The organism is Kitasatospora sp. NPDC087314 (genome assembly GCF_044744365.1).
In the GTDB taxonomy this organism is placed as follows: Bacteria; Actinomycetota; Actinomycetes; order Streptomycetales; family Streptomycetaceae; genus Kitasatospora.
Window position 1 is genome coordinate 762,311 of the sequence record NZ_JBIUYE010000001.1, and the last position, 22,745, is coordinate 785,055.

The following is a 22,745-nucleotide window of genomic DNA, read 5'->3' on the forward strand; positions in this document are numbered from 1 at the left end:
TGCACGATCCTGCCCCGCCCCGGCGCCCCCGGGTGCGCGCGCCCGGCGGGTCAGAGCCGGATCAGCACCTCGTCGAGCTCCTTGCGCCGCAGATCCGGCACGCGCGCTCCCTCGGCCGGGTAGCCGACCGGGATGACGTACGCGGCACGCTCCTCCACCGGGCGCTCGCAGACCTCGTTGAGGAACTTCATCGGGCTCGGCGTGTGGGTCAGCGTGGCCAGCCCGGCCTGGTGCAGGGAGGCCAGCAGCAGCCCGACCGCGATCCCCACCGACTCCTTGGTGTAGTACGGGCGCGGCGAAGCGGGCCCCTTGTGCACCTCGAACACCACGATCACCGCCGGCGCGTCCTCCAGGAACGGTTTGCGCCAGTCGGTGCCGATCGGCGCCAACGCGGCCAGCCACTCCTCCGACGCCCGGTGCGCGTAGAACTCGCGCTCCTCGGCCTCGGCGGCCTCGCGCAGCCGCCGCTTGCGCTCCGGGTCGGTGATCACCACGAAGCGCCAGGGCTGGACGTGTGCGCCGCTGGGCGCGGTGTTGGCGGTCCGGATCGCCCACTCGACCACCCCGTCCGGGATCGGACGGGTCGCGTAGTCGCGGACGGTCCGGCGCTGCGCCATCACGTCGTGAAAGAACCTGCTGCGGGCCTCGGCCTCGTGGGCCGGCACCGTCATCGGGCGGAGCGGGACGCTCGGGTAGGAGCTGCCGTCCGCCGTACCGTCGACCGTACGGTTCTCAACCATGGCCGACAGCACAGCACATGACGCCCGCGCCGGGAAGAGGTCAAGACCACTTACCGCTCGTGCACCCGACCGTCCCGGACCTCGATCCGCCGGTTCACCGCGACGGTGTCCAGCATCCGCCGGTCGTGGGTGACCAGCAGCAGGGTGCCGGTGTACGAGCCGAGCGCCGACTCCAGCTGCTCGATCGCGGGCAGGTCCAGGTGGTTGGTGGGCTCGTCCAGCACCAGCAGGTTGACCCCGCGCGCCTGCAGCAGCGCCAGCGCGGCCCGGGTGCGCTCGCCGGGGGAGAGGGTGCCGGCCGGGCGCATCACGTGCACCGCCTTGAGGCCGAACTTGGCCAGCAGGGTGCGCACCTCCTCCGGCGTGAGCTCCGGTACGGCGGCGGCGAAGGCGTCCGACAGCGGCTCGCCGCCGAGGAACAGCCCGCGCGCCTGGTCCACCTCGCCGACCACCACGCCGGAGCCCAACGCGGCGCTGCCGCCGTCGAGTTCGAGCCGGCCGAGCAGGGCGGCCAGCAGCGTGGACTTGCCCGCGCCGTTGGTGCCGGTGATGGCGATCCGGTCCGCCCAGTCGATCTGCAGGTCCACCGGGCCGAAGGAGAAGTCGCCACGGCGGGCGACGGCCCCGCGCAGGGTGGCGACGACCGAGCCGGAGCGCGGCGCGGTGGCGATCTCCATCCGCAGCTCCCACTCCTTGCGCGGCTCCTCGACCACGTCCAGCCGCTCGATCATCCGCTGGGTCTGCCGGGCCTTGGAGGCCTGCTTCTCGGTGGACTCGGAGCGCATGGCGCGGCCGATCTTGTCGTTGTCGGAGGACTTGCGGCGGGCGTTGCGCACGCCGTGCTCCATCCAGCCGCGCTGCATCCGGGCCCGGGCCTCCAGCCCGGCCTTGGTGTCGGCGTACTCCTCGTACTCCTCGCGGGCGTGCCGACGGGCCACCGCGCGCTCCTCCAGGTACGCCTCGTAGCCGCCGCCGTACAGGTTGACCTGCTGCTGGTGCAGGTCCAGCTCCAGCACCTTGGTGACGGTGCGGGCCAGGAACTCGCGGTCGTGGCTGATCAGCACGGTGCCCGCGCGCAGGCCCTTGACGAAGGCCTCCAGCCGCTCCAGGCCGTCCAGGTCGAGGTCGTTGGTGGGCTCGTCGAGCAGGAAGACGTCGTAGCGGGAGAGCAGCAGCGAGGCGAGGCCGGCCCGGGCGGCCTGGCCGCCGGACAGCGCCGTCATCGGCAGGTCGAGCGAGACCTTCAGGCCGAGCGAGTCGGCGACCTCCTCGGCGCGCTCCTCCAGGTCGGCGCCGCCGAGGTCCAGCCAGCGGTCCAGGCTCGCCGCGTACGCGTCGTCGGCGCCCGGGCGGCCCTCGACCAGGCCCTCGGTGGCCTCGTCCAGCGCGGTCTGCGCGGCGGCCACGCCCGTGCGGCGGGCCAGGAAGTCGCGGACCGACTCGCCCTCGCGCCGCTCCGGCTCCTGCGGCAGGTGGCCGATGTTGGCGGACGCCGGGCTGAGCCGCAGCGAGCCGCCCTCGGGAGTGTCCAGCCCGGCCAGCAGCCGCAGCAGCGTCGACTTTCCGGCGCCGTTCACGCCGACCAGGCCGATCACGTCGCCGGGGGCGACGACCAGGTCCAGGCCGGAGAAGAGGGTGCGCTCGCCGTGGCCGGCGGCGAGGTCCTTGACTACGAGTGTGGCGCTCATGATGAGCCCGATTGTAGGAGGAGCGGGCCGGGAGGCGGAAAGCGAAAGGCCCGGGGGGCCCGCGGCCGAAGCGGCCGGGGCCCCTGGGCCGGTCGATCAGCGGGTCACTTGGACTTCTTCGAGAAGTAGTCGAACATCCGGGCCGCCACGTCGTCCAGGTACGGACCGGCCTCCCAGGTGCTGGCGCCGTTGCCGATCGAGGTGTCGCTGACCAGGGCCGGCTTGCCGTCCTTGGGGGCGACCCAGCCGCCGCCGCTGCTGCCGCCGGTCATGTTGCAGCCGATCATCAGCATCGCCGGGCGGCTCGGGTCGCCGGCCTTCCTGGCCGGCTTGCCGCTGTCGCAGTGGTCCAGCTCGACGCCGTCGAACGGCTTGCCAGCCGGGTAGCCGTAGGCGCTGACGCCGTTGAGCTGCTCACGCGGGGCGTTGAACCAGATCGGCACGGAGCCGCCGACGGTCTCCTCCAGCGACTTGCCGTTGCCGCTCGGGTTGGCGACCTTGATGATGCCGAAGTCGTACTGGCTCCACGGGCCGCCGTGCTCCGGATCGGCCTCGGCCGACCACTGCGGCGAGACCATGCCCGCGGTCGCGCCCCACTCACCGTACGGCTCGGCGTCGGCCTCGTTGGCCTGCTTGCCGCCGCTCAGCAGGCCGTTGCTGTTGTAGGCCGGGGCGAAGGAGATGTTGGTGTAGTAGGCGCCGCCCTTCCCGCCGTGCAGGCAGTGGCTGGCCGTCCACACCAGGTTGCTCTTGCCGGGGTTGGCCGGGTCGGAGACGACGGTGCCGGAGCACACGTAGTCCTCGTTCCCGTCCTTGAAGAAGATCTTGCCGTTGACGTGCAGGTTCTTCGCGAACGGGTGCTGCGTCGGCTTGGCCTCGATGACGCTGGGCAGCGGGTCGCCGCCGCCGCTCGGGGGCTGGGCGGTGGTGGGCTGCGCCGGGGCCGGGGTGGCCGGATTCGAGGTCGGCTGCGCCGGGGCCGCGCCGGTCGGCTGGGCCGGCGGCTGCGTCGGGTCGGGCTGCGGCTGCGGCATCGGCTTGGGCTTGGCGTTCAGGATCCTCTGGAGGGTCCAGTAGCCCTTGACCGCCGGAGTGACGACGTTCTGCTGGGCCCACTTGTCCCAGTCCTCGAACTTCCAGGTCTTCAACTCTTCGACGGTCGGCAGCTTGATCGGCGCCGCACCCGGCTTGCCGGTGGCACTGGCCGCGACCGTCGGAGCCGTGGTCTGGGCCACGGCCGGGTCGCTGTTGTCCGGGCCGCACGCGGTTGCGGCCAGCATGGTCAACGCGGCGACGGAGGCGCCCAGGACGGCACGGTTCGGCCGGGATATCGGTGACATGCGTTCAAATCCCCCTGTGAATAACCGCCATACGGCCCGTTCCGCGGGTACGGCTCGGCGGAGCCGCAGGTATGGCGGTGAGGAAGTCTGCCATGCAGATAAAGACGTCCTTACGCACACCCCCGACCGGTACGAGGCCGTCACCGGATCGGCACCGGATCGGCACCCGCCCTCCTCCGGCACTCGGAAAACCGGTTGTGGACGGCGGGCGCCGTACGTAGCGTGAACGACCTCACCCGCCAGACAAGGAGAAGGCCGTTGCTCTACTGAGGTCCCGGGACACCGCCCCCGCCGCGCAGGCCTTCCGCCGCGCGGTGTGCGAGTGTGCGACCTCAGCCACGGCCCCCTGGCGAGTCCGATCCGTCTGACCCGGATCCGCGCCACCCCCTTCGGCCGTGCCGGCCCGCACCCGCGGTGTCTCCCCGTGTTGCTCCTCTTTCCCTTCGGCAACCACCCGGGAGGCCCTCCATGGCACAACCCACCACCACCGCCGTCCTCTGCACCGACCTGTCCTTCGAGTGGCCCGACGGCAGGCCCGTCCTGGACGGCTTCCACCTCGCCGTCGGCCCCGGCCGCACCGGCCTGATCGGGCTCAACGGAGCCGGCAAGTCCACCCTGCTGCGGCTGATCGCCGGCGAGCTGACACCCACCGGCGGCGCCGTCCGGATCGACGGCGAACTCGGCTACCTGCCGCAGGGGTTGACACTGGACACCGTCCTGCGGGTGGACGAGGCGCTGGGCATCCGGGCCACCCGCGAGGCCCTGCACGCCATCGAGTCCGGCGACACCGACCAGCGCCACTTCGACGCCGTCGGCGACGACTGGGACGTCGAGGAGCGCGCCCGCGCCACCCTCGACCGGCTCGGCCTGCGCCGCCTCGGCCTCGACCGCACCACCGGTGAGCTCTCCGGGGGCGAGGCCGTGCTGCTGCGCCTCGCCGCCCTGCTGCTGCGCCGCCCCGACGTCCTGCTGCTCGACGAGCCCACCAACAACCTCGACCGGGCCGCCCGCGAGCGGCTCTACGAGACGGTGGCCGGCTGGCACGGCGTCCTGCTGGTCGTCAGCCACGACCGCGAACTGCTCCAGCACGTCGACCAGATCGCCGACCTGAGGGACGGCGCGGTCACCTGGTACGGCGGCAACTTCGCCGAGTACGAGCGCACCCTCGCCGCCCAGCAGGAGACCGCCGAGCGGCTGCTGCGCAACGCCGAGGCCGACGTCCAGCGCCAGAAGCGGGACCTGGCCGAGGCCCGCATCCGGCTGGAGCGCAGCGCGAGTTACGGCAGGAAGCGCTCGGTCACCCGCAACGACCCGCACATCTTCGCGGGCAAGCTCAAACGCCAGGGCCAGGAGACGGCCGGGCGGCTCCAGGGCATGCACACCGAGCGGCTGGAGGAGGCCAGGCAGCGGCTCACCGCGGCCGAGGAGGCGGTCCGCGACGACGCCGAGATCCGGATCGACCTGCCGCGCACGGCCGTCCCGGTCGGGCGCACCGTGCTCACCCTGCAGAAGGTCCGGCTGCCCTACGGCACCACCGCCGACCTCGACCTGCGCGGCCCCGAGCGGATCGCCCTGGTCGGCCGCAACGGCTCCGGCAAGACCACCCTGCTGCGTACCATCGCGGGCGAACTCCCGCCGCTGGAGGGCGAGATCACCACGCCGGTGCCGCTGCGTCACCTGCCGCAGCGGCTCGACCTGCTGGACGACGAGCTGACCGTCGTGGAGAACGTCAAGCTGTTCGCCCCCGCTGCCGGGGACAACGCGATCCGCGCCCGGCTGGCCCGCTTCCTGTTCCGCGGCGGCCGAGCCGATCAGCTCTCCGCCACCCTCTCCGGCGGCGAGCGGTTCCGGGCCACCCTGGCGGCCCTGCTGCTGGCCGACCCGCCGCCGCAGCTGCTGCTGCTCGACGAGCCGACCAACAACCTGGACCTCGCCAGCGTCCGCCAGCTCACCCAGGCGCTCGCCGCCTACCAGGGCGCGCTGATCGTGGCCAGCCACGACCTGCCGTTCCTGCGCGGCCTGGGCCTCACCCGGTGGCTGGAGCTGGACGGCGAACTGCGGGCGGTGGATCCGATGTAGCGGGCCCCGTCACCGCAGCTCGTCGGTCACCGGCCACTCGGTCACCGGCCACTCTTCGCCGGCCGCTGGTTGCCGGCCATCGGTCACCGGTCCTCGGTGAGGACGCGCCGGGCCGCGCTCAGGGCCGAGTCCCTGAGCGCGGCCAGTTCCTCGTCGGTGAACACCGGCGTGCGGAGGTCCGGCGGGATGCCGGGGCCGTCGAAGGTGCTGCCGTCGGGGGTGAGGTACTTCTCGTTCGGCAGCACCACCAGGAGGTCCGGCGAGAGGGTCTTGATCAGCACGTCGGAGAAGACGCCCTGGGTGTTCTCGCCGATCCGGACGACGTGCGGGGAGCGGCCCATCAGGGTCTGGGTGAAGGTCTCGGCCGCGCTGATCGACAGTGAGGAGGTGAGCACGGCGACGGGGCCGGTGAAGCGCTCGGCGTTCGCGGGCCGCACGACGATCGGCTGCGGCCGGGTGAACTTCGCCGGGTCGGCCGGGTCGTTGCGGGCCACCTTGCGGTAGGCGACGTACGGGCGGTCGGTGAGCCGGGCGGCGATCTGCTGCCCGAGTGCGTCCGAGCCGCCGCCGTTCAGCCGGACGTCGATCACCAGGCCGTTGAGCCGGTCGGGGTCGGCCAGCAGGGCGTCCAGCGCCTTGTCGAGCTCCTTGGCCTGCTGCTGGAAGCCGCCAGTGGCGTAGCCGTCCATCCGCCAGACCCCCGGCAGGGATCCGCCCCGCCTGTCCTGCGTGTTGCCCTGTGCGTCGTCCTGTGTCGCGGCCACCCCCGGCACCGCCACTGCGACCGCCGTCGCCAGTGCCACCGCGGTGGCCGCCGCCGCTCTGCCCATCGCCCTGCGCGTCATCTCCGGCCTCCGACGAATCGCCGGGCCTCCCCCGCGGAACCGTTCCGCCGCCCTGGCCCCGACGCTACGGTCGCCCCCACCGCCCCGACGCCATCCCGCGCGCTCAACCCCCGCCCGACTTCGGGGTTACCTGCGGCCTCGCCGAAACCACTCCGAGTGGGTATCGACAGCAAACCCTTTTGACGGCGGGTGAAAATCCTCCGGTGGTGGTCCCAACTCCGGTGCGCTCCAGTAGCATCGGCGCCATGCCTGCGCTCAACATCGAGTACACGGAGCACGAGCTCGCCGCGATCCGCGAGGCCGCGGCCGCGGACGGGAAGAGCATCAAGGCGTACATCCACGACCTGAGCGTGCGGGAGCAGCAGCGGCGGGTGTTCGTGGATCACGCGGTGGCGTTCTGGAGGTCGCACCGGGCGGAGTTCGACGCCGCGTTCCCGGAGGACGCACCGGCGGCGTGACCGGCGCGGTGGGGGTGCGGGGGTGATGCTGCTCCACGTCGACCTGCGCTGGCTGCTCGACGTGCAGGAGCTGGCCTCGCCGGAGGACCTCAGCGTGCGGGACTACTCCGCGCTGCAGGCCGCCGTCGCCCGGCACCGGGTGAACACCGCGCAACTCGGCCACGACGCCGACGCCGCCTGGTGCGCGGCCACCCTGATGCACACGATCGTGCTGCTGCGCCCGCTGCCGGTGCGCAACAACCTGTACGCCTGCATGACGACGGCCGCGTACATGCACGCGGCCGGGGAGGGCGTCGACCCGCCGTACGGGGCGTTGGTCGAGCTGGCCCGGGACATCGCCGAGAGCCGGGCGGACGTGTTCGCGGCGGCCGACCGGATCCGCTCCTGGCGGATCTGAGGCCGGCCGCCGGTCGGGCGTTGAGGCGTTGAGGCGTTCGAGCGGCCGGGCGTTCAGGACCTGGCGGGCTTCAGCCTGTTCGCGGCCAGCGTTCCCAGCCGGTCCAGCCCGACCACGACGGCGGCGAGTACGACGAACTCGACGGTCAACAGGGCGATCTGGCCCCAGACGTAGCCGTAGCCCTTGGTGGTGGGGTCGAAGAAGAAGTACGGGTAGGGCATCGGGTAGTCGCTGAACAGCGCGTTCCGGGCGAGCACGATCGCCGCGTAGCCGAGCGGGAAGGCCAGCCAGAGCGGGACGTCCTTCCAGGCCGTCGCGTTGCGCGGCTTCAGCACCAGCCAGTCGGCGATCACCATCACCGGCGTCACGTAGTGCAGGAAGAACGACGACCAGTGCGCGAGCTTGTCCGGCCCGCTGACCAGACCGGGCAGCGGGTTGGCGCCGTGCTGGAGCAGGATGTGCGAGACCAGCCCGGTGATCAGTATGTACAGGGTGGCGGCGCCGCGCAGGCGGGGCGCGGGTGCGTCCACGGTGTCGCGCTTGGTCATCCAGTACACCGCGCCGACGAAGTAGCCGAGCACGATGACGTTGCTCTGCACGGTGAAGTACACCAGCGGCGCGGTCCCGAGGGTCAGGCCGAGGCCCGCCGAGAGCACGATGCCTATGCGCCACCACAGCGCGGGGCGGGTCCGGACGGTCATGCGGCCACCAGTTCGGTTCAGACGATACGGGAGGTATCGGACGGGTCGAGGGGGGAACGTCGCACTCTACTCGCAGGTAGCGGGCGGACGAAAGGAACGGTCCGACGCACGGGCCCCGGCAGGCCCTCAGCCCGGCAGGACGAAGCCCGACTCGTAGGCCGCGATCACCGCCTGGGTGCGGTCGCGGGCGCCCAACTTGGCGAGCACGCTGCCGACGTGCGTCTTCACCGTCTCCTGGCTGACCACCAGCTCCCGGGCGATCTCGCCGTTGTTGAGCCCGGTGGCCATCAGCCGCAGCACCTGCCCCTCCCGCTCGGTCAGCCGCCCGATCGGCCGCCGGTCCGGGTCGGCGGCCCTGCGGGTGCCCGCGCCGTGCCGCAGGGCGAGTTCGCGGACGGCCGCCGGGAAGAGCAGCGAGTCCCCGCGCGCGACCAGCCGTACCGCCTGGACCATCTCCTCCGCCCGCGCCCGCTTCAGCAGGAACCCGGCCGCGCCCGCGCGCAGTGCGTCGTACACGTGGTCGTCGTGCTCGAAGGTGGTGACCACCAGGATCCGCGGCGGCTCGGCCATCCCGCCGACCAGCTGCTCGGTGGCCCGGATCCCGTCGATGCCGGGCATCCGGACGTCCATCAGCACCACGTCCGGGCGCAGTTGGCGCACCAGCGGGATGACCTCGGCGCCGTCCGAGGCCTCGCCGACCACGGTGAGGTCGGGCTCGGCGTCGATCACCACCCGCAGGCCCATCCGGACCAGCCGCTCGTCGTCCGCGATCACCACGCGGATGCTCTCGTCGTTCCTGCGCTCGCCGCGGGCGCCGTCGTGGTCGCCGTCGTGCTCGGCACCGTTGTGTTCGTTCATCGTGTCCCTCCCGCCGGCAGCCAGACGGCCAGCCGCCACGTCGTTCCGTCCTCGCTCGGCCCCGCCGTGCTCCCACCGAGCAGGGCCGTCGCGCGTTCCCCGATCCCGCGCAGCCCGCGCCCGCCGCCGGGGCGGCTCGGTCGGGCGGGGCCCAGCGGGTTGGTCAGTTCGATCTCCAGCCGCCCCCCGGCCAGCGCGACCCGCAGCCGGGCGGGCGCGGGCCCGGCGTGCCGCAGTACGTTGGTCAGGCCCTCCTGGACGATCCGGTACGCCTCGCGGGAGACCTCGGCGGGCAGCCGGGCCAGGCCCGGGGCCAGTTCGGCGTCCACCGTCACGCCGGTGCGCGCGAGTTGGCGCAGCAGGTCGTCCAGCCCACCGAGGGTGGGTCCGGCGGGCCCGGTGGCGCGGGCCTCCTCCTCGCGCAACAGCCCGAGCACGGCGTCCAGTTCGGCGACGGCCGCCCGCGCGGTCTCCTCGATCGCCTGCAGCGCCTCGGCGGCGAAGTCCGGGTCGGTACGCAGCACCCGGGCGGCCGCCGTGGCCTGGATACCGACCGCGCTGAGCGCGTGCCCGACCGAGTCGTGCAGTTCGCGGGCCAGCCGGTTGCGCTGGGCGAGCACGGCGGCCCGGCGTTCGGCGGCGGCCAGCCGCTCCTCCGGGGTCGGGCCGAGCAGGGCCGGTGCCCAGCGGGCCAGCAGCGCGCCGAAGCCGGCGCTGGTGGCGACGATCAGCACCAGGAGGGCGAGGCCCAGGGCGGGGCCGGTGAGCATCCAACCGGGGAACCGGTCCTCCCAGTACTTCGTGAGGTCGTCGGCGGCGCCGAAGGAGAACAGCAGCACCGCCGCGAACGGCACCCCGCCGAGCGTCATCCCGGCCACCACGCCGCCGAAGAAGAGGTGCAGCACGTACCAGAGCGCGGTGCGCCGGCGCGCCGCCCATGAGCGGGCCGGTCCGGCGGCCAGTTCCTCGGGCCGCTCCGCCGCGCAGAGCGCCCGCGCCGCCGTCCCCTCCAACGCCCGTACGGTCGGCAGCAGTGCGGTGACGGCGGCCATCGGCAGTGACGTGAACAGCGCGGCGAACTGCAGGAGCAGTTGGCGCGGCTGCCCCTGGTCGGCGTTGAGTGCCCCGAGCGTCACCACCGAGAGGAGCCAGTACGGCATCAGCAGTGCGCCGCCGAGCACCAGGTGCACCCAGCGCAGCCGGGCCCGCCGGCCCAGCAGCGCCCCCGCCACACGCCGTGTCCGGCCGCCCGCCCCCGTGTCCATCAGCGCGACTCTACGTCAGCGGTCCCGGGGCGGGTCCGGCGGATCTCGCCGGGTTCCGCCCCCCCCTGGCCCGCCGCGGCCCGCTCGGTCAGCGCCACCGAGCCGACGACCAGGACCAGCAGCCCGGTGACCACCTGGGCGGTCTGCACCAGCGGCATCGGCCCGGGCACCGCCTTCCGCAGGTCCGTCACGGTGGTCGTGGTCGCACCGAGGGCCACCAGCTGCCAGCAGCCCCAGCCGAACAGCGAACCGGCCGCCGTCCAGGCCACCAGCAGCGGAGTGCGCAGCCGCCGCCGCGGCCGGATCCGGAACACCAGCGTCAGCAGCGCCGCCGCCGCGGCCACCGCCATCACCGCGGAGACCCCGTCCAGCACCGCCACCCCCGGGTTGTGGTCCGCCACCAGGGCCTGCGGCAGTCCGGCGGTGCCGCCCGCCGCCCAGTACGCCCGGGCCGCCGCGACGCCCAGTCCGAGCAGGGCGGCGACACCGGCGAGGCAGCGCTGCACGGTCAGCGTGGGGGAGGCGGGCAGGTCGCCGATCCGGTCCCGCAGCAGGCCGGGCCAGCGCCGCCGGGCGTACAGCGCGAAGGCGGTGATCAGCGCGACGCCCTGGACGGCGAACCCGCCGTACACCACGGGGAAGACCCAGGCACCGGTCCCGCCGGGGCCGTCTTCGCCGCTTCGCGGCTCCGGCCCGGACAGCAGCACGCTGATCAGGTACAGCGGCAGCGCCACCAGGATCGTCCCGAGCAGCCCGGTGGCCACCCACATCGGGAACACCACCAGCCCAGCCGGCGCCCGCCGCCCCCAGGGGCGCGTGAAGGCCAGCGCGAGGGCCACGGCGATCGCGTCCATCCCGAAGGTGAGCAGGTTCACCAGCCACAGCTCGTCCATGGCGCCCGGATCGTCGGACCCCACCGGGTGGCCGGTCAACCACAGTGACTTGAGCGTCAGATACGGCACCGTCGCCGCCACGGCGATCCAGGCGGCCGTGGCCCGCACCGCGCTTTCCTTGATCCTCATGCCCTCCACGGTCGCCCCGGGTCCGGGGTCGGCACGTCAACCCCGTGAACGGTCACCCTCCCCCTGCGGGGGGATCTCGATCCGCGGCCCTCATCCCGGCGCAGGGAGCCTCGTTGATTCGGACACACACCTCACGGGAGACGCGCCGCACCGGACACCGTCCTTACCGGACACCGTCCTGGCGGGGCGCACCCCGCACGGGACGGACACCCCACGAGGCGTGCACCCGACGGGAGGGGACACCGCCATGACCGAGCCGTCCGTACCGCTACCGCCGGCCCGGCGGCCGCACGCGCCCCCGAGGCCGGCCGGCCCGCCGGCGTCCGACCCGCTGCAGCAGCTCATCCAGGCCCAGAGCGGGGCGCCGCGCGGCGACGCCACCGCCTACCTGCGGGCGGGGGCGCACCTCGACCCGGCCTTCCGGGACGCGGTGATCGAGGAGCTCGCCGAGCACCCGTACCGGGTACCGCCGCCGAGCCCCGGGGTCGACCTGGTGGCGGTGCTCAAGGAGTGCTACGCCGCCCGACGGCAGGCGGTGCGGCGGGCGGTGCTGGTCCTGCTGGCCGCGGCAGCGTTAGCGGTCTGCGTGATCCTCGCCGTGCTGATGGCAGGGAACGTCGACGGATCGCAGGCGTTCGACCTGCTGGTGCGGCTCTGGTTGCTGGAACTGGCCGTCCCGCTGGTGTTCGTGGCGGCCCGGCTGATCCGGTCCGACCGGCCCGGGCGTCGACGGATCGGCAACTGGCTGGCCGTCGGCTGCCTCCTGCTCGCGATCCCGGCGCTCGGGTGGCAGTGGGTCGCCGCCCTGGTGGCCGTCTGGTTCGCGGTGGCCCTCGCCGACCGGCGACGGCTCGAACAGACCCTGTACGACCTCGGCACCGGCCGCGCGACCGTCCCCGAGGACCACCACCATCAGGAGCTGTACCAGCGGCTCGCACAGCAGCAGGCCGACCCCGACGTCGTCTACAGCGACTACGCGCCGTTCGTCGGCGCCGGGATCGAGGTCGACCACTGGTCCTTCGCCGACGACCTGCGGCCCGACCCGTCGGCCCGACCGGCTTCCCAGGAGCAGGCGTTGACCGTCCCGGTCGTGCACGCCCGGCTGCGCACCGAGCTGGCCCGCCTCGGCGCGGTCGGCGCACCCGCCTACCCGGGCGACCGCCTGCACGGGATCGCCGTGCACGACCTGGTGTTCAAGAGCGGCAAGCGCCTCGGCCCCGCCGCCGACTGGTGCGGCCACGGCCCGGGCACCGCCTTCGCCGCCCTCGCCCCGTACGCGGCCCGCTGCGCCGCCGCCCTGAACGGGGGAGCGCACGACCCGGCGCGCTGGTGGGTGGACAGCGTCGACCTCGCCGCCGAGGAACGGCTCCGGCACTATCTGGCGGTGCGGGTGGCGGGCTGGCAGGGGGAGATCGTCGTCACCGTGTTCGTCCGCGCCCAACTCCAGGGCGGGCAGCTCTTCCTGGAGAGCAGGGCCTTCGTGCTGCCGCCGATCGCCCGCGGCTACCACGCGATCGACACCGCCGCCCCGCCCGCCGACCTCGGTGACTGGCTCGGCCTCGGCCTGGCGTCGCTGGCGTCGCTGCCCGCTCTGGTGGCGGGCTCGGTCGGCGTGCTGCGCCGCGCCGCGCGCAGCCGACGGGCGGTCGGCCGGAACGCCCTCCGGTACGCCCGGATGTGCCGGGAGAACCGCCTGGTCGAGCACGGGCCCACGCTGTCCGTCCGGGAGTTGGGTGCGGAACCCGCGTACCAGCAGCTGTTCCAGGAGATGGACGTCCAGCGGTTCCTGAAGAGCGTCCGGGCCCGGATCGGGTCCGCCGTCCACGACTGCCTGCGGGACCACGGGCTGCGGACGGACGGGGCGAGGACGCTGCAGAGCGTGGTGATCAACCACGGCGTGCAGGTGCAGGGAGACGTCCACGGCGTCGTGCAGAGCGGAGACGGGGCCAGCGCGTCGTACCGGCCGCTCGCCACCCCGGCGCCGCGCGTCGGTAGTACCCGACAAGACTGATCGGAACAGGAGTTGACGGACATGGCGAACGACGGCGGCCACGGGATCAGCATCACCGGGAACGTCACTGGCATCGTGCAGAGCGGCAGCCACGCCCGCGCCGAGTACACCCACCACCAGGAGGCCCCCGCCCCGGGCGAGGCACCCGAACTGCGCGCCCTGCTCGCGGCGGTGGACGCGCTGCGCGCGCAGTTGCGGGTGCTCGCCCCGGGTGAACTGCCGCCCGCCGCCGCGGAGGTGGCCGGGCAGGCGCTCGACGAGGTGGCGCAGGCCGCCGCCGAAGAACGCCGACCGGACGCGGGCGAGGACGGCCAAGGTGGCCAAGGTGGCCAGGACGGCCAGGGCGGCCAGGGTGGCGGCCGGGTCAGGCGCGCCGTGTTCACGCTGACGGGTGCTCTGGGAGCCGCCACAGCCCTGACCGAGGCCCTCCAGGCCCTGATCGCGGCCGCCGCCCCCTGGTTCTGACCGGCCTCGGCCCAGGCCCCGGCCGCCGGGCTCAGGCGGCTCGGTGGATCAGCCGGTCCTCCTGGTCGACCCGGCCGTCCGGGTCGGCCACCAGCCCGAGGCGCTCGGCGAGCCGGCGGGAGGGCAGGTTGTCGGCGTGGATCAGCGCGACGACCGGGACACCGGGGAAGCGGGGGAGCGCCTCGGCCATCGCCCCCCGGGCGGCCTCGGCGGCATAGCCCCGGCCCCAGGCCGACGGGCGGAAGCGGTAGTAGAGGTTGAACACCTGCTCGCCGTCGAGCGTGTGGAGGTAGAGTCCGGCGAAGCCGATGACCGTGTCCGGTTCCTCCCGGGTCGCGACGGTGCAGTACCCGACGCCGTCCCGCTTCCAGTCGGCGACGAACCCGTCCAGCATCTCCTGGCTCTGCGTCAGGTCCCGGTGCGGCCCGTTCGGGTTGTAGCGGTTGGTCTCCGGATCCCCGTGGACGGCGAACATGGCCTCGGCGTCGCCCTGTTGGGGCTGGGTGAGCAGCAGCCGCTCGGTGGTCGCGACGATCGTGCGGGCCGTGCGCTCGGTGACGGTCATGGGTGGTTCCCCCGTGCTCTCGTAATGGCTGCTAAGTACGATAGGCCATTACTCTGACAATCGCCCGGGAGTTGTCGGGGCTGCCCGGCGGGTGTGGTCCGGGGGTCTTGTTACCGGCGGGTCGCTTCTCTATCATCGCGAGTGTTACAGCTTTACTGTCAAACCCAGAAGGGTTCCGCAGCCAGTGCGTGACGAAGGCAGTTCGCCGGCCGCCGCCTCCGGGCCGCTGGCGGGGGTCCGGGTGGTCGAACTCGCGGGGATCGGGCCGGGGCCGTTCGCGGCGATGGTGCTGGCCGACCTGGGCGCCGACGTGGTGCGGGTGGACCGGCCCGATCCGTCGCCGCTGGGCGTCGACCCGGCGTACGACGTCACCAACCGCAACAAGCGGTCGGTGCTGATCGACCTCAAGTCCCCGCAGGGGCCCGCCCGGGTGCTGGACCTGGTCGAGCGGGCGGACCTGCTGATCGAGGGCTACCGGCCCGGTGTCGCCGAGCGGCTCGGGGTCGGGCCGCAGGACTGCCTGGCCCGCAACCCGGCGCTGGTCTACGGGCGGATGACCGGGTGGGGTCAGCAGGGGCCGCGCGCCGCCAGTGCCGGGCACGACCTCGGGTACGCGGCGGTGGCGGGGGTGCTCGGCATGGTCGCCGGCCCCGGCGGGCCCGAGGAGGCGCCCGGCATCCCGGCCAACCTGCTGGGCGACTACGCGGGCGGCTCGCTCTACCTGGTCGTCGGCCTGCTCGCCGGGCTGCACCACGCCAGGAGCACCGGCACCGGCCAGGTCGTCGACGCCGCGATCGTGGACGGCGCGGCGCACCTGTCCAGCATGCTGTGGGGATTGCTCGCGGCCGGCCACTGGCAGGACCGCCGGGGTACCAACCTGCTGGACGGCGGCGCGCCGTTCTACGCGATCTACCGGGCGGCCGACGGCGGGCACCTGGCCGTCGGTGCGCTGGAGCCGCAGTTCTACGCCGAGTTCGTCCGGCTGCTGGGCCTCGGCCCCGACGCGCCCGGACAGTACGATCTGGCCCGCTGGGCCGAACTGCGGTCCCTGATCGCCGGGCGCTTCGCCACCCGGACCAGGGCCGAGTGGGAGGCCGTCTTCGCGGGCTCGGACGCCTGCGTGGAGCCGGTGTTGACGATGCGTCAGGCTGTCGCCGACGTACACCTGGCGGCGCGCGGCACCTACGTCGAGGCGGGCGGCGTCACCCAGCCGGCCCCCGCCCCGCGCTTCTCCGCCACCCCCGGGACGCTGCGCCGACCGCCGGCCCGGCCCGGTGCGGACACCGCCGAGGTGGCCCGCGACTGGGCCGTCCCGTCCCTCGGCTCCGATGCGGGGCCCTTCGAAGCGGGGCCCGTCGATGCGGGGCTGCCGCAAGCAGGACGGACCGAAGCAGGGCGATCCGAAGCGGGACAATCCGAAGCAGGACAAGGAGCGTAGCGTTGCAGCGCGAGATCTTCACCGAGCAGCACGAGGACTTCCGGGCCACCGTGCGGGCCTTCCTCGCCAAGGAGGTGCTGCCGCACTACGACCGCTGGGAGAAGGCCGGCATCGTCGACCGCTCCGCCTGGCTGGCGGCCGGACGCCAGGGCCTGCTCGGGATGGCCGTCCCCGAGGAGTACGGCGGTGGCGGCGCCCCGGACTTCCGCTACGCCGCCGTACTGGCCGAGGAGTTCGCCCGGGCCGGGGCCGCCGGCCTGGCGATCGGTCTGCACAACGACATCATCGGCCCCTACCTCACCGCGCTCGCCACCGAGGAGCAGAAGCGCCGCTGGCTGCCCGGCTTCTGCAGTGGCGAGCTGATCACCGCGATCGCGATGACCGAGCCCGGCACCGGATCCGACCTGCAGGGCATCCGTACCCAGGCGGTCGACCAGGGTGACCACTACCTGCTCAACGGCGCCAAGACCTTCATCTCCAACGGCATCCTCGCCGACCTGGTGATCGTGGTCGCCCGCACCACTCCCGAGGGCGGCGCGCACGGGCTGAGCCTGCTGGTGGTCGAGCGCGGCATGCCCGGCTTCGAGCGCGGCCGCAACCTCGACAAGATCGGCCAGAAGGCCCAGGACACGGCCGAGTTGTTCTTCGAGGACGTCCGGGTGCCGAAGGAGAACCTGCTCGGCGAGCTCCACGGCGGCTTCGTCCACCTGATGCAGAACCTCGCCCAGGAGCGGCTGACCATCGCGGCCGCGGCGATCGCCGGCGCCGAGTACCTGGTCGAGATCACCACCGCCTACGTCAAGCAGCGCGAGGCCTTCGGCCGCCCGCTGGCCAAGCTCCAGCACGTGCGCTTCGAGATCGCCGAACTCGCCACCGAGTGCGCCGTCACCCGGGCCTTCGTCGACCGCTGCATCACCGAGCACAACCGCTACGCGCTCACCCCGGCGGACGCCTCGATGGCCAAGTGGTGGGCCACCGAGCTGCAGAAGCGCACCGCCGACCGCTGCCTCCAACTGCACGGCGGGTACGGGTACATGAGCGAGTTCCCGGTCGCCCGGGCGTTCACCGACGGCCGCATCCAGACCATCTACGGCGGCACCACCGAGATCATGAAGGAGATCGTCGGCCGCTCCATCCTCGGCTGAGACCTCCTGTGAAACCCCCTGCCCCGAAAGGCGTTTCCACCGTGACCACCGAAGCGTACGTCTACGACGCGATCCGCACCCCGCGCGGCCGGGGCAAGGCCACCGGCTCCTTGCACGGCACCAAGCCGATCGACCTCGTCGTCGGTCTGATCCACGAACTGCGCCGCCGGTTCCCGGACCTGGACCCGGCCGCGATCGACGACATCGTGCTCGGCGTGGTCAGCCCGATCGGCGACCAGGGCTCCGACATCGCCCGGATCGCGGCCATCGCGGCCGGCCTGCCCGACACCGTGGCCGGCGTCCAGGAGAACCGCTTCTGCGCCTCCGGCCTGGAGGCCGTCAACCTGGCTGCCGCCAAGGTCCGTTCGGGCTGGGAGGACCTCGTCCTGGCCGGCGGCGTGGAGTCGATGTCCCGCGTCAAGATGGGCTCCGACGGCGGCGCCTGGGCGATGGACCCGATGACCTCGTACGAGACCGACTTCGTCCCGCAGGGCGTCGGCGCCGACCTGATCGCCACCATCGAGGGCCTCTCCCGCACCGACGTGGACGCCTTCGCCGCCGAGTCCCAGGCCCGCGCCGCCAAGGCCCAGGCGGACGGCCTGTTCGACCGCTCGGTGGTCCCGGTCCGCGACCGCAACGGCCTGGTCGTGCTGGAACGCGACGAGTTCATCCGCCCCGGCACCACCGTCGAGACCCTGGCCGGCCTCAAGCCCTCCTTCGCCGGCATCGGCGAGGCCGGCGGCTTCGACGCCGTCGCCCTGCAGAAGTACCACTGGGTGGAGGCCATCGACCACGTCCACCACGCCGGCAACTCCTCCGGCATCGTCGACGGCGCCGCGCTCGTCGCCATCGGCAGCCGCGAGGTCGGCGAGCGGTACGGGCTGCGCCCGCGCGCCCGGATCGTCTCCGCCGCGGTCTCCGGCTCCGAACCGACCATCATGCTCACCGGCCCCGCCCCGGCCACCCGCAAGGCGCTCGCCAAGGCCGGGCTCACCGCCGCCGACATCGACCTGGTCGAGATCAACGAGGCCTTCGCGGCGGTCGCGCTGCGCTTCATCCGCGAACTGGGCTTCCGGCACGACCAGGTGAACGTCAACGGCGGTGCGATCGCCCTCGGCCACCCGCTCGGCGCCACCGGCGCGATGCTGCTCGGCACCGTGATCGACGAGTTGGAGCGGCGCGACCTGCGCTACGGCCTGATCACCCTCTGCGTGGGCGGCGGTATGGGCGTCGCCACCATCGTCGAGCGCGTCTGACCCGCTGGTAGACCTGGTAGACCTGGAGACCCTGAACTCATGAGCGACACCACCACCATCCGCTGGCAGCAGGACCAGGACGGCGTGGTCACCCTCGTCCTCGACGACCCCACCCAGTCCGTCAACACCATGAACGAGGCCTTCACCGCCGACTTCGACGCCGTCGTCGACCGGCTGGCCGGCCTCGCCGCCTCCGACGAGCTGCGCGGCGTGATCGTCACCTCCGGGAAGAAGACCTTCTTCGCCGGGGGAGACCTCCGGATGCTCTCCGCCGCCCGCCCCGAGGACGCCGCCGCCGTCTTCGAGAAGTCCCTGCGGATCAAGCGGGCACTGCGCAAGCTGGAGACCCTCGGCAAGCCGGTCGTCGCCGCGGTCAACGGCAGCGCGCTCGGCGGCGGTCTGGAGATCGCCCTCGCCTGCCACCACCGGATCGCCCTGGACACCCCCGCCAGCCGGATCGGCCTGCCCGAGGTCACCCTCGGCCTGCTGCCGGGCGGCGGCGGAGTGGTCCGTACGGTCCGGCTGTTCGGCATCACCGACGCCCTGCTGAAGTTCCTCCTGCAGGGCCGCCAGTACCGCCCGGCGCAGGCGCTGGAGCACGGGCTGGTGCACGAACTCGTCACCGCCCCCGAGGAGCTGACCGCCCGGGCGCGGGCCTGGATCGAGGCCAACCCGACCGCCGTCCAGCCCTGGGACGTCAAGGGCTACAAGATCCCCGGCGGCACCCCCTCGACCCCGGCGTTCGCCGCCAACCTGCCCGCCTTCCCGGCCAATCTGCGCAAGCAGCTGAACGGCGCGCCCTACCCGGCGCCGCGCAACATCCTGGCCGCCGCCGTGGAGGGCGCCCAGGTCGACGTCGACACCGCGATGGCGATCGAGGCCCGCTACTTCACCGAGCTCGCCTGCGGGCAGACCAGCAAGAACATGATCCAGTCGCTGTTCTTCGACATGCAGGCGGTCAACTCCGGCGCCGGACGCCCCAAGGGCATCGAGAAGCGGCCGGTCCGCAAGGTCGCCGTGCTCGGTGCCGGGATGATGGGCGCGGGCATCGCCTACGCCTGCGCCAAGGCCGGCATCGAGGTCGTGCTCAAGGACGTGAGCGTCGAGGCCGCCGAGCGCGGCAAGGCCTACTCCGCCGGGCTGCTGGACAAGGCGATCGCCCGCGGCCGCTCCACCGAGGCCAAGCGGGACGCGCTGCTCGCCCTGATCACCCCCACCGCCGAACCGGCCGACCTGGCCGGCTGCGACGCGGTGATCGAGGCCGTCTTCGAGAACACCGAGCTCAAGCACAAGGTGTTCCAGGAGGTCGAGGGCGTCCTCGCCCCCGACGCGCTGCTCTGCTCCAACACCTCCACCCTGCCGATCGGGCTGCTCGCCGAAGGCGTCGAGCGCACCGCCGACTTCATCGGCCTGCACTTCTTCTCCCCGGTCGACAAGATGCGCCTGGTCGAGATCATCCGCGGCCCGCAGACCGGCGACGAGGCGCTCGCCCGCGCCTTCGACCTGGTCCGGCAGATCGACAAGACCCCGATCGTGGTCAACGACTCGCGCGGCTTCTTCACCTCGCGGGTCATCGGCCAGTTCCTCAACGAGGGCGTCGCCATGGTCGGCGAGGGCGTCCACCCGGCCAGCATCGAGCAGGCCGCCGCCCAGGCCGGCTACCCCGCCAAGGTGCTGTCGCTGATGGACGAGCTCACCCTCACCCTGCCGCGCAAGATCCGCGACGAGTACCGGCGCGCGGTCGAGGCCGCGGGCGGCACCTGGACGCCCCACCCGGCGGACGCGGTGGTCGACCGGATGGTCGACGAGTTCGGCCGGCCCGGGCGCAGCGGCGGCGCGGGCTTCTACGAGTACGGCGAGGACGGCCGGCGCGGGCGGCTCTGGCCGGGGCTGCGCGAGCACTTCGGGGGGGAGGGCTCTGGGCGTGGGGGCTCTGGGCCCGAGGGTTCTGGGCCTGGTTCCGGTCCCGAGGGCGTCGCGATTCCGCTCGCGGATCTCAAGGAGCGGATGCTGTTCAGCGAGGCGCTGGACTCGGTGCGCTGCCTGGAGGAGGGCGTGCTGACCTCGGTCGCCGACGCCAACGTGGGCTCCATCCTCGGCATCGGCTTCCCGGCCTGGACGGGCGGCGTCTTCCAGTACATCAACGGGTACGAGGGCGGCCCGGCCGGCTTCGCGGCCCGTGCCCGCGAACTCGCCGCCGCCTACGGCGAACGGTTCGCGCCGCCCGCGCTGCTGGAGCGGATCGCGGCGGAGGGGCGCACCTTCGCCGACTGACCGTCAGTCCTGGGCGGGTGAGGCCGTGCTCCCTACGGCCTCACCCAGCTCCTCCCGCAGGGAGCGCTGGAACGCCGTGACCAGGGCCTGCGCCACCATCGGCTGGATGTGGTCGGTCAGGGCCTTCATCCGGGCCAACTCGTCCGGCGCGGGCTCGCTCTCCCGGTACGGCTTCCACACCGTCTCCCGGAACAGTCGCTGCAACTCCCGGGCCGTCGCCCGGCTGTGCTCCAGCACCACCGCCCGCGCGGCCAGCAGCGTCTCCAACGGGATCGGCACGTCCAGGATCCGCACCCCGAGCGGCAGCAGGCCCGGATCCACCCGGAACAGCTCCGGATCGGCCGTCCGCTCCAACGTCCCCATCGCGACCAGGCGTTCCACCTGCTCCTCCGACAGCCCCCGCCCGGCCCGCCGCTCCAACTGCGCCCGGCCCAGCTCCTCCGCCGCCTCGGGCGTCCAGGACGCCACCAGCGCCCGGTGGATCGCCAGGTCCAGCGGTGTGCTGTCCTCCGGCAGCCGGGCCAGATAGCGCTCGATCGCCGCCAAGGTCAGGCCCTGGCGCTGCAACTCCTCGATCAGCTCCAGCCGGTCCAGGTGCGCCGCCCCGTACCGCCCGACCCGGCGCGGCCCCAGCTCCGGCGGCGGCAGCAGCCCCTTCGTCCCGTAGAACCGCACCGTCCGCACCGTCACCCCGGCCCGCGCCGCCAACTCGTCCACCGTGAGCCGGACCCCCCCGTCCTCCACGGCCCCGTGCTCCCCCATCCGTCGCCTCCCGCGCTGGCACACTTCCACTGTGACAGCAGCAGTGTGACAGTGCCCGCCCCGCCGGTCCACCGCGTGCGGCGCCGTGCCCCGTCGGCCGGTCGGAGCACACGGGGCAGGCCTGCCGTACGGGCCGGGCCGCCGCAGACGCGAGTCCGCCCCCGCCGCGCGGGTGGCGGCGGGGGCGGAATCGGGCGGCGGTGTTTGAGGCGGCGGTGTTTGAGGTGGCGGTGCTTGTGACCTGCGGCCCCAGGCCCTAGCGGGAGGCGGCCTCGGTGAGGTCGGCGTGGTGGCGGCGGGTGACCTCGGGGTGGGCCCTGGTGTAGCCCTTCCACTCGTTGAGGCCGAACTCGGCGAACAGCGGATTGGCCGGGTCCTCGGTGGCGCCGGGGGCGTGGTGGGCGAGCGGGAAGTCCAGCGGCTCGATGTGGGCGTCGAGGCGGGGGTTGTAGAAGAACGGGACGGAGAAGCGCTCGCGGGCGCCGACCGGGCTGACCACGCGGTGGTTGGTGGCCTTGAGGTAGCCGTCCGTTGCCACCTCCAACAGTTCGCCGAGGTTGACCACGAAGGCACCCGGCATCGGCGGGACCTCCAGGAAGGTGCCGTCCGGACGCTCGACCTGGAGCCCGCCGACGGTGTCCTGGAGCAGCAGCGTGATGAAGCCGTAGTCCTTGTGGGCGCCGACGCCCTGGCCGGCGCCGTCCGGGGCGGTGCCGGGGTAGCGGACCAGCTTGAGCCGCAGGTGGGGGTGGCCGGCGAAGGCCTCGTCGTAGAAGTCGGGGCGGGCGCCGATCGCGGTGAGGAGCTCGTGCAGCAGTCGGCGGGCGATCTCGCTGAGGTGGTCGATCCAGCCGAGCGCGGCGGTGCGCAGCTCCGGGAGCGCCGCGGGCCACTGGTTGGGGCCCTCCAGCCACCAGTACGGGGGCTCGTCGCTACCGGGGACGTGCGGGGGCAGCTCGGCGCCGATGTCCAGTTGGTCGCGCCAGTCCTGGCTGCCGCCGGTGCGCTCGTCGCCGGTGCGGGTGTAGCCGCGGTAGTGCGGGGAGTTGAGGTTGCTCACGGCGAGCCGGTCGGCCTCGGGGAGGGCGAAGAAGGCGCGCATCGCGTCGGTGAGCGCGGCCGTCTCCTGCGGCGTGACGCCGTGGCCGACGAGCTGGAAGAACCCGACGTCGGTGGCTGCGGCGCGAAGCTCCTCGTGCAGTCGGCGGCGGTCGTCCGGGCCGCCGGCGGCGAGCGAGAGGTCGATCACCGGGAGGGAGTCGGGTATAGGGGTGTGCTGCTGCGACATGTGTGACATCCGCTGGGTCTCGTCCCGGCCGACCCCGGTGATCGACCGGGGAGGCGGCCGGAGCAATCGCCTGGTGCGGCGGGTGCTCCGGGAGCCGGGAGGTGGAGGCGGCCGGGTGGGGGCCGACCTGGTTGAGGGGGCGCGAGAT

20 protein-coding genes are annotated in these 22,745 nt (G+C 73.3%); 9 read left to right on the forward strand and 11 right to left on the reverse strand.

The window, feature by feature from the left end; translation table 11 throughout:
* Positions 1–50: 50 nt before the first annotated feature.
* The 3 genes from ACIO5E_RS03510 to ACIO5E_RS03520 form a co-directional block, all read right to left on the reverse strand.
* The gene (locus ACIO5E_RS03510) at positions 51–740 is read right to left on the reverse strand and encodes a nitroreductase family protein (RefSeq protein ID WP_400663160.1); all 690 of its coding nucleotides are present in this window, start codon (positions 738–740) and stop codon (positions 51–53) included.
* A 50-nt stretch (positions 741–790) separates the two neighbouring features.
* Positions 791–2,428: an ABC-F family ATP-binding cassette domain-containing protein gene (locus tag ACIO5E_RS03515; RefSeq protein ID WP_400663162.1), complete on the reverse strand. Its 1,638-nt coding sequence runs from the start codon at positions 2,426–2,428 to the stop codon at positions 791–793.
* Between the two features lie 104 nt (positions 2,429–2,532).
* Positions 2,533–3,768: a trypsin-like serine peptidase gene (locus ACIO5E_RS03520; RefSeq protein ID WP_400663164.1), complete on the reverse strand. Its 1,236-nt coding sequence runs from the start codon at positions 3,766–3,768 to the stop codon at positions 2,533–2,535.
* 468 nt (positions 3,769–4,236) lie between these two features.
* On the opposite strand from ACIO5E_RS03520, the gene ACIO5E_RS03525 reads away from it, so the two are divergent.
* The gene (locus ACIO5E_RS03525; RefSeq protein WP_400663167.1) at positions 4,237–5,847 is read left to right on the forward strand and encodes an ABC-F family ATP-binding cassette domain-containing protein; all 1,611 of its coding nucleotides are present in this window, start codon (positions 4,237–4,239) and stop codon (positions 5,845–5,847) included.
* A gap of 83 nt (positions 5,848–5,930) precedes the next feature.
* Here the strand turns inward: ACIO5E_RS03525 and ACIO5E_RS03530 are convergent, their stop codons facing one another.
* Positions 5,931–6,692, reverse strand: coding sequence for a S41 family peptidase (locus ACIO5E_RS03530; protein WP_400663169.1), 762 nt, complete (start codon positions 6,690–6,692; stop codon positions 5,931–5,933).
* A gap of 245 nt (positions 6,693–6,937) precedes the next feature.
* Here ACIO5E_RS03530 and ACIO5E_RS03535 point away from each other — a divergent pair, with 245 nt between their 5' ends.
* The gene (locus ACIO5E_RS03535; protein WP_280674197.1) at positions 6,938–7,150 is read left to right on the forward strand and encodes a hypothetical protein; all 213 of its coding nucleotides are present in this window, start codon (positions 6,938–6,940) and stop codon (positions 7,148–7,150) included.
* Between the two features lie 25 nt (positions 7,151–7,175).
* Positions 7,176–7,547, forward strand: a complete 372-nt coding sequence (locus tag ACIO5E_RS03540; protein ID WP_400663172.1) for a toxin Doc — start codon at positions 7,176–7,178, stop codon at positions 7,545–7,547.
* Between the two features lie 53 nt (positions 7,548–7,600).
* Here the strand turns inward: ACIO5E_RS03540 and ACIO5E_RS03545 are convergent, their stop codons facing one another.
* The 4 genes from ACIO5E_RS03545 to ACIO5E_RS03560 all read right to left on the reverse strand — a co-directional run bounded on the left by ACIO5E_RS03545 (position 7,601) and on the right by ACIO5E_RS03560 (position 11,393).
* The gene (locus tag ACIO5E_RS03545; protein ID WP_400663175.1) at positions 7,601–8,248 is read right to left on the reverse strand and encodes a Pr6Pr family membrane protein; all 648 of its coding nucleotides are present in this window, start codon (positions 8,246–8,248) and stop codon (positions 7,601–7,603) included.
* Between the two features lie 126 nt (positions 8,249–8,374).
* Positions 8,375–9,106 (reverse strand): response regulator, encoded by a 732-nt coding sequence (locus ACIO5E_RS03550; protein ID WP_400663178.1) that lies wholly within the window; start codon positions 9,104–9,106, stop codon positions 8,375–8,377.
* Positions 9,103–10,371, reverse strand: coding sequence for a histidine kinase (locus tag ACIO5E_RS03555; protein ID WP_400663180.1), 1,269 nt, complete (start codon positions 10,369–10,371; stop codon positions 9,103–9,105). The genes ACIO5E_RS03550 and ACIO5E_RS03555 overlap by 4 nt, the downstream gene beginning before the upstream one ends.
* Positions 10,371–11,393 carry a hypothetical protein gene (locus ACIO5E_RS03560; RefSeq protein WP_400663182.1) on the reverse strand — a complete coding sequence of 341 codons (1,023 nt, stop codon included), beginning with the start codon at positions 11,391–11,393 and terminating at the stop codon, positions 10,371–10,373. The genes ACIO5E_RS03555 and ACIO5E_RS03560 overlap by 1 nt, the downstream gene beginning before the upstream one ends.
* A 247-nt stretch (positions 11,394–11,640) precedes the next feature.
* Between ACIO5E_RS03560 and ACIO5E_RS03565 the strand changes: the two genes are divergently transcribed.
* Complete coding sequence (locus ACIO5E_RS03565; RefSeq protein WP_400663185.1) at positions 11,641–13,404, forward strand: hypothetical protein; 1,764 nt, start codon at positions 11,641–11,643, stop codon at positions 13,402–13,404.
* Between the two features lie 21 nt (positions 13,405–13,425).
* The gene (locus ACIO5E_RS03570; RefSeq protein WP_400663188.1) at positions 13,426–13,869 is read left to right on the forward strand and encodes a hypothetical protein; all 444 of its coding nucleotides are present in this window, start codon (positions 13,426–13,428) and stop codon (positions 13,867–13,869) included.
* Positions 13,870–13,900: 31 nt separating this feature from the next.
* On the opposite strand, the gene ACIO5E_RS03575 is transcribed toward ACIO5E_RS03570, so the two are convergent.
* Positions 13,901–14,434 carry a GNAT family N-acetyltransferase gene (locus ACIO5E_RS03575; protein ID WP_400663191.1) on the reverse strand — a complete coding sequence of 178 codons (534 nt, stop codon included), beginning with the start codon at positions 14,432–14,434 and terminating at the stop codon, positions 13,901–13,903.
* Between the two features lie 184 nt (positions 14,435–14,618).
* Between ACIO5E_RS03575 and ACIO5E_RS03580 the strand changes: the two genes are divergently transcribed.
* Genes ACIO5E_RS03580 through ACIO5E_RS03595 form a run of 4 tightly spaced genes read left to right on the forward strand, consistent with a single transcriptional unit; the run spans position 14,619 to position 20,547 of the window.
* Positions 14,619–15,872, forward strand: a complete 1,254-nt coding sequence (locus ACIO5E_RS03580) for a CaiB/BaiF CoA transferase family protein (RefSeq protein WP_400663193.1) — start codon at positions 14,619–14,621, stop codon at positions 15,870–15,872.
* A 2-nt stretch (positions 15,873–15,874) separates the two neighbouring features.
* Positions 15,875–17,017, forward strand: a complete 1,143-nt coding sequence (locus ACIO5E_RS03585; RefSeq protein ID WP_400663196.1) for an acyl-CoA dehydrogenase family protein — start codon at positions 15,875–15,877, stop codon at positions 17,015–17,017.
* A 41-nt stretch (positions 17,018–17,058) separates the two neighbouring features.
* Complete coding sequence (locus tag ACIO5E_RS03590; RefSeq protein WP_400663199.1) at positions 17,059–18,273, forward strand: acetyl-CoA C-acetyltransferase; 1,215 nt, start codon at positions 17,059–17,061, stop codon at positions 18,271–18,273.
* A 39-nt stretch (positions 18,274–18,312) separates the two neighbouring features.
* Positions 18,313–20,547, forward strand: coding sequence for a 3-hydroxyacyl-CoA dehydrogenase NAD-binding domain-containing protein (locus ACIO5E_RS03595; protein WP_400663201.1), 2,235 nt, complete (start codon positions 18,313–18,315; stop codon positions 20,545–20,547).
* A gap of 3 nt (positions 20,548–20,550) precedes the next feature.
* On the opposite strand, the gene ACIO5E_RS03600 is transcribed toward ACIO5E_RS03595, so the two are convergent.
* Both ACIO5E_RS03600 and ACIO5E_RS03605 read right to left on the reverse strand, forming a co-directional pair.
* The gene (locus ACIO5E_RS03600) at positions 20,551–21,309 is read right to left on the reverse strand and encodes a MerR family transcriptional regulator (protein WP_400663204.1); all 759 of its coding nucleotides are present in this window, start codon (positions 21,307–21,309) and stop codon (positions 20,551–20,553) included.
* A gap of 256 nt (positions 21,310–21,565) precedes the next feature.
* The gene (locus ACIO5E_RS03605; protein ID WP_400663207.1) at positions 21,566–22,597 is read right to left on the reverse strand and encodes an isopenicillin N synthase family dioxygenase; all 1,032 of its coding nucleotides are present in this window, start codon (positions 22,595–22,597) and stop codon (positions 21,566–21,568) included.
* Between the last annotated feature and the right edge of the window lie 148 nt (positions 22,598–22,745).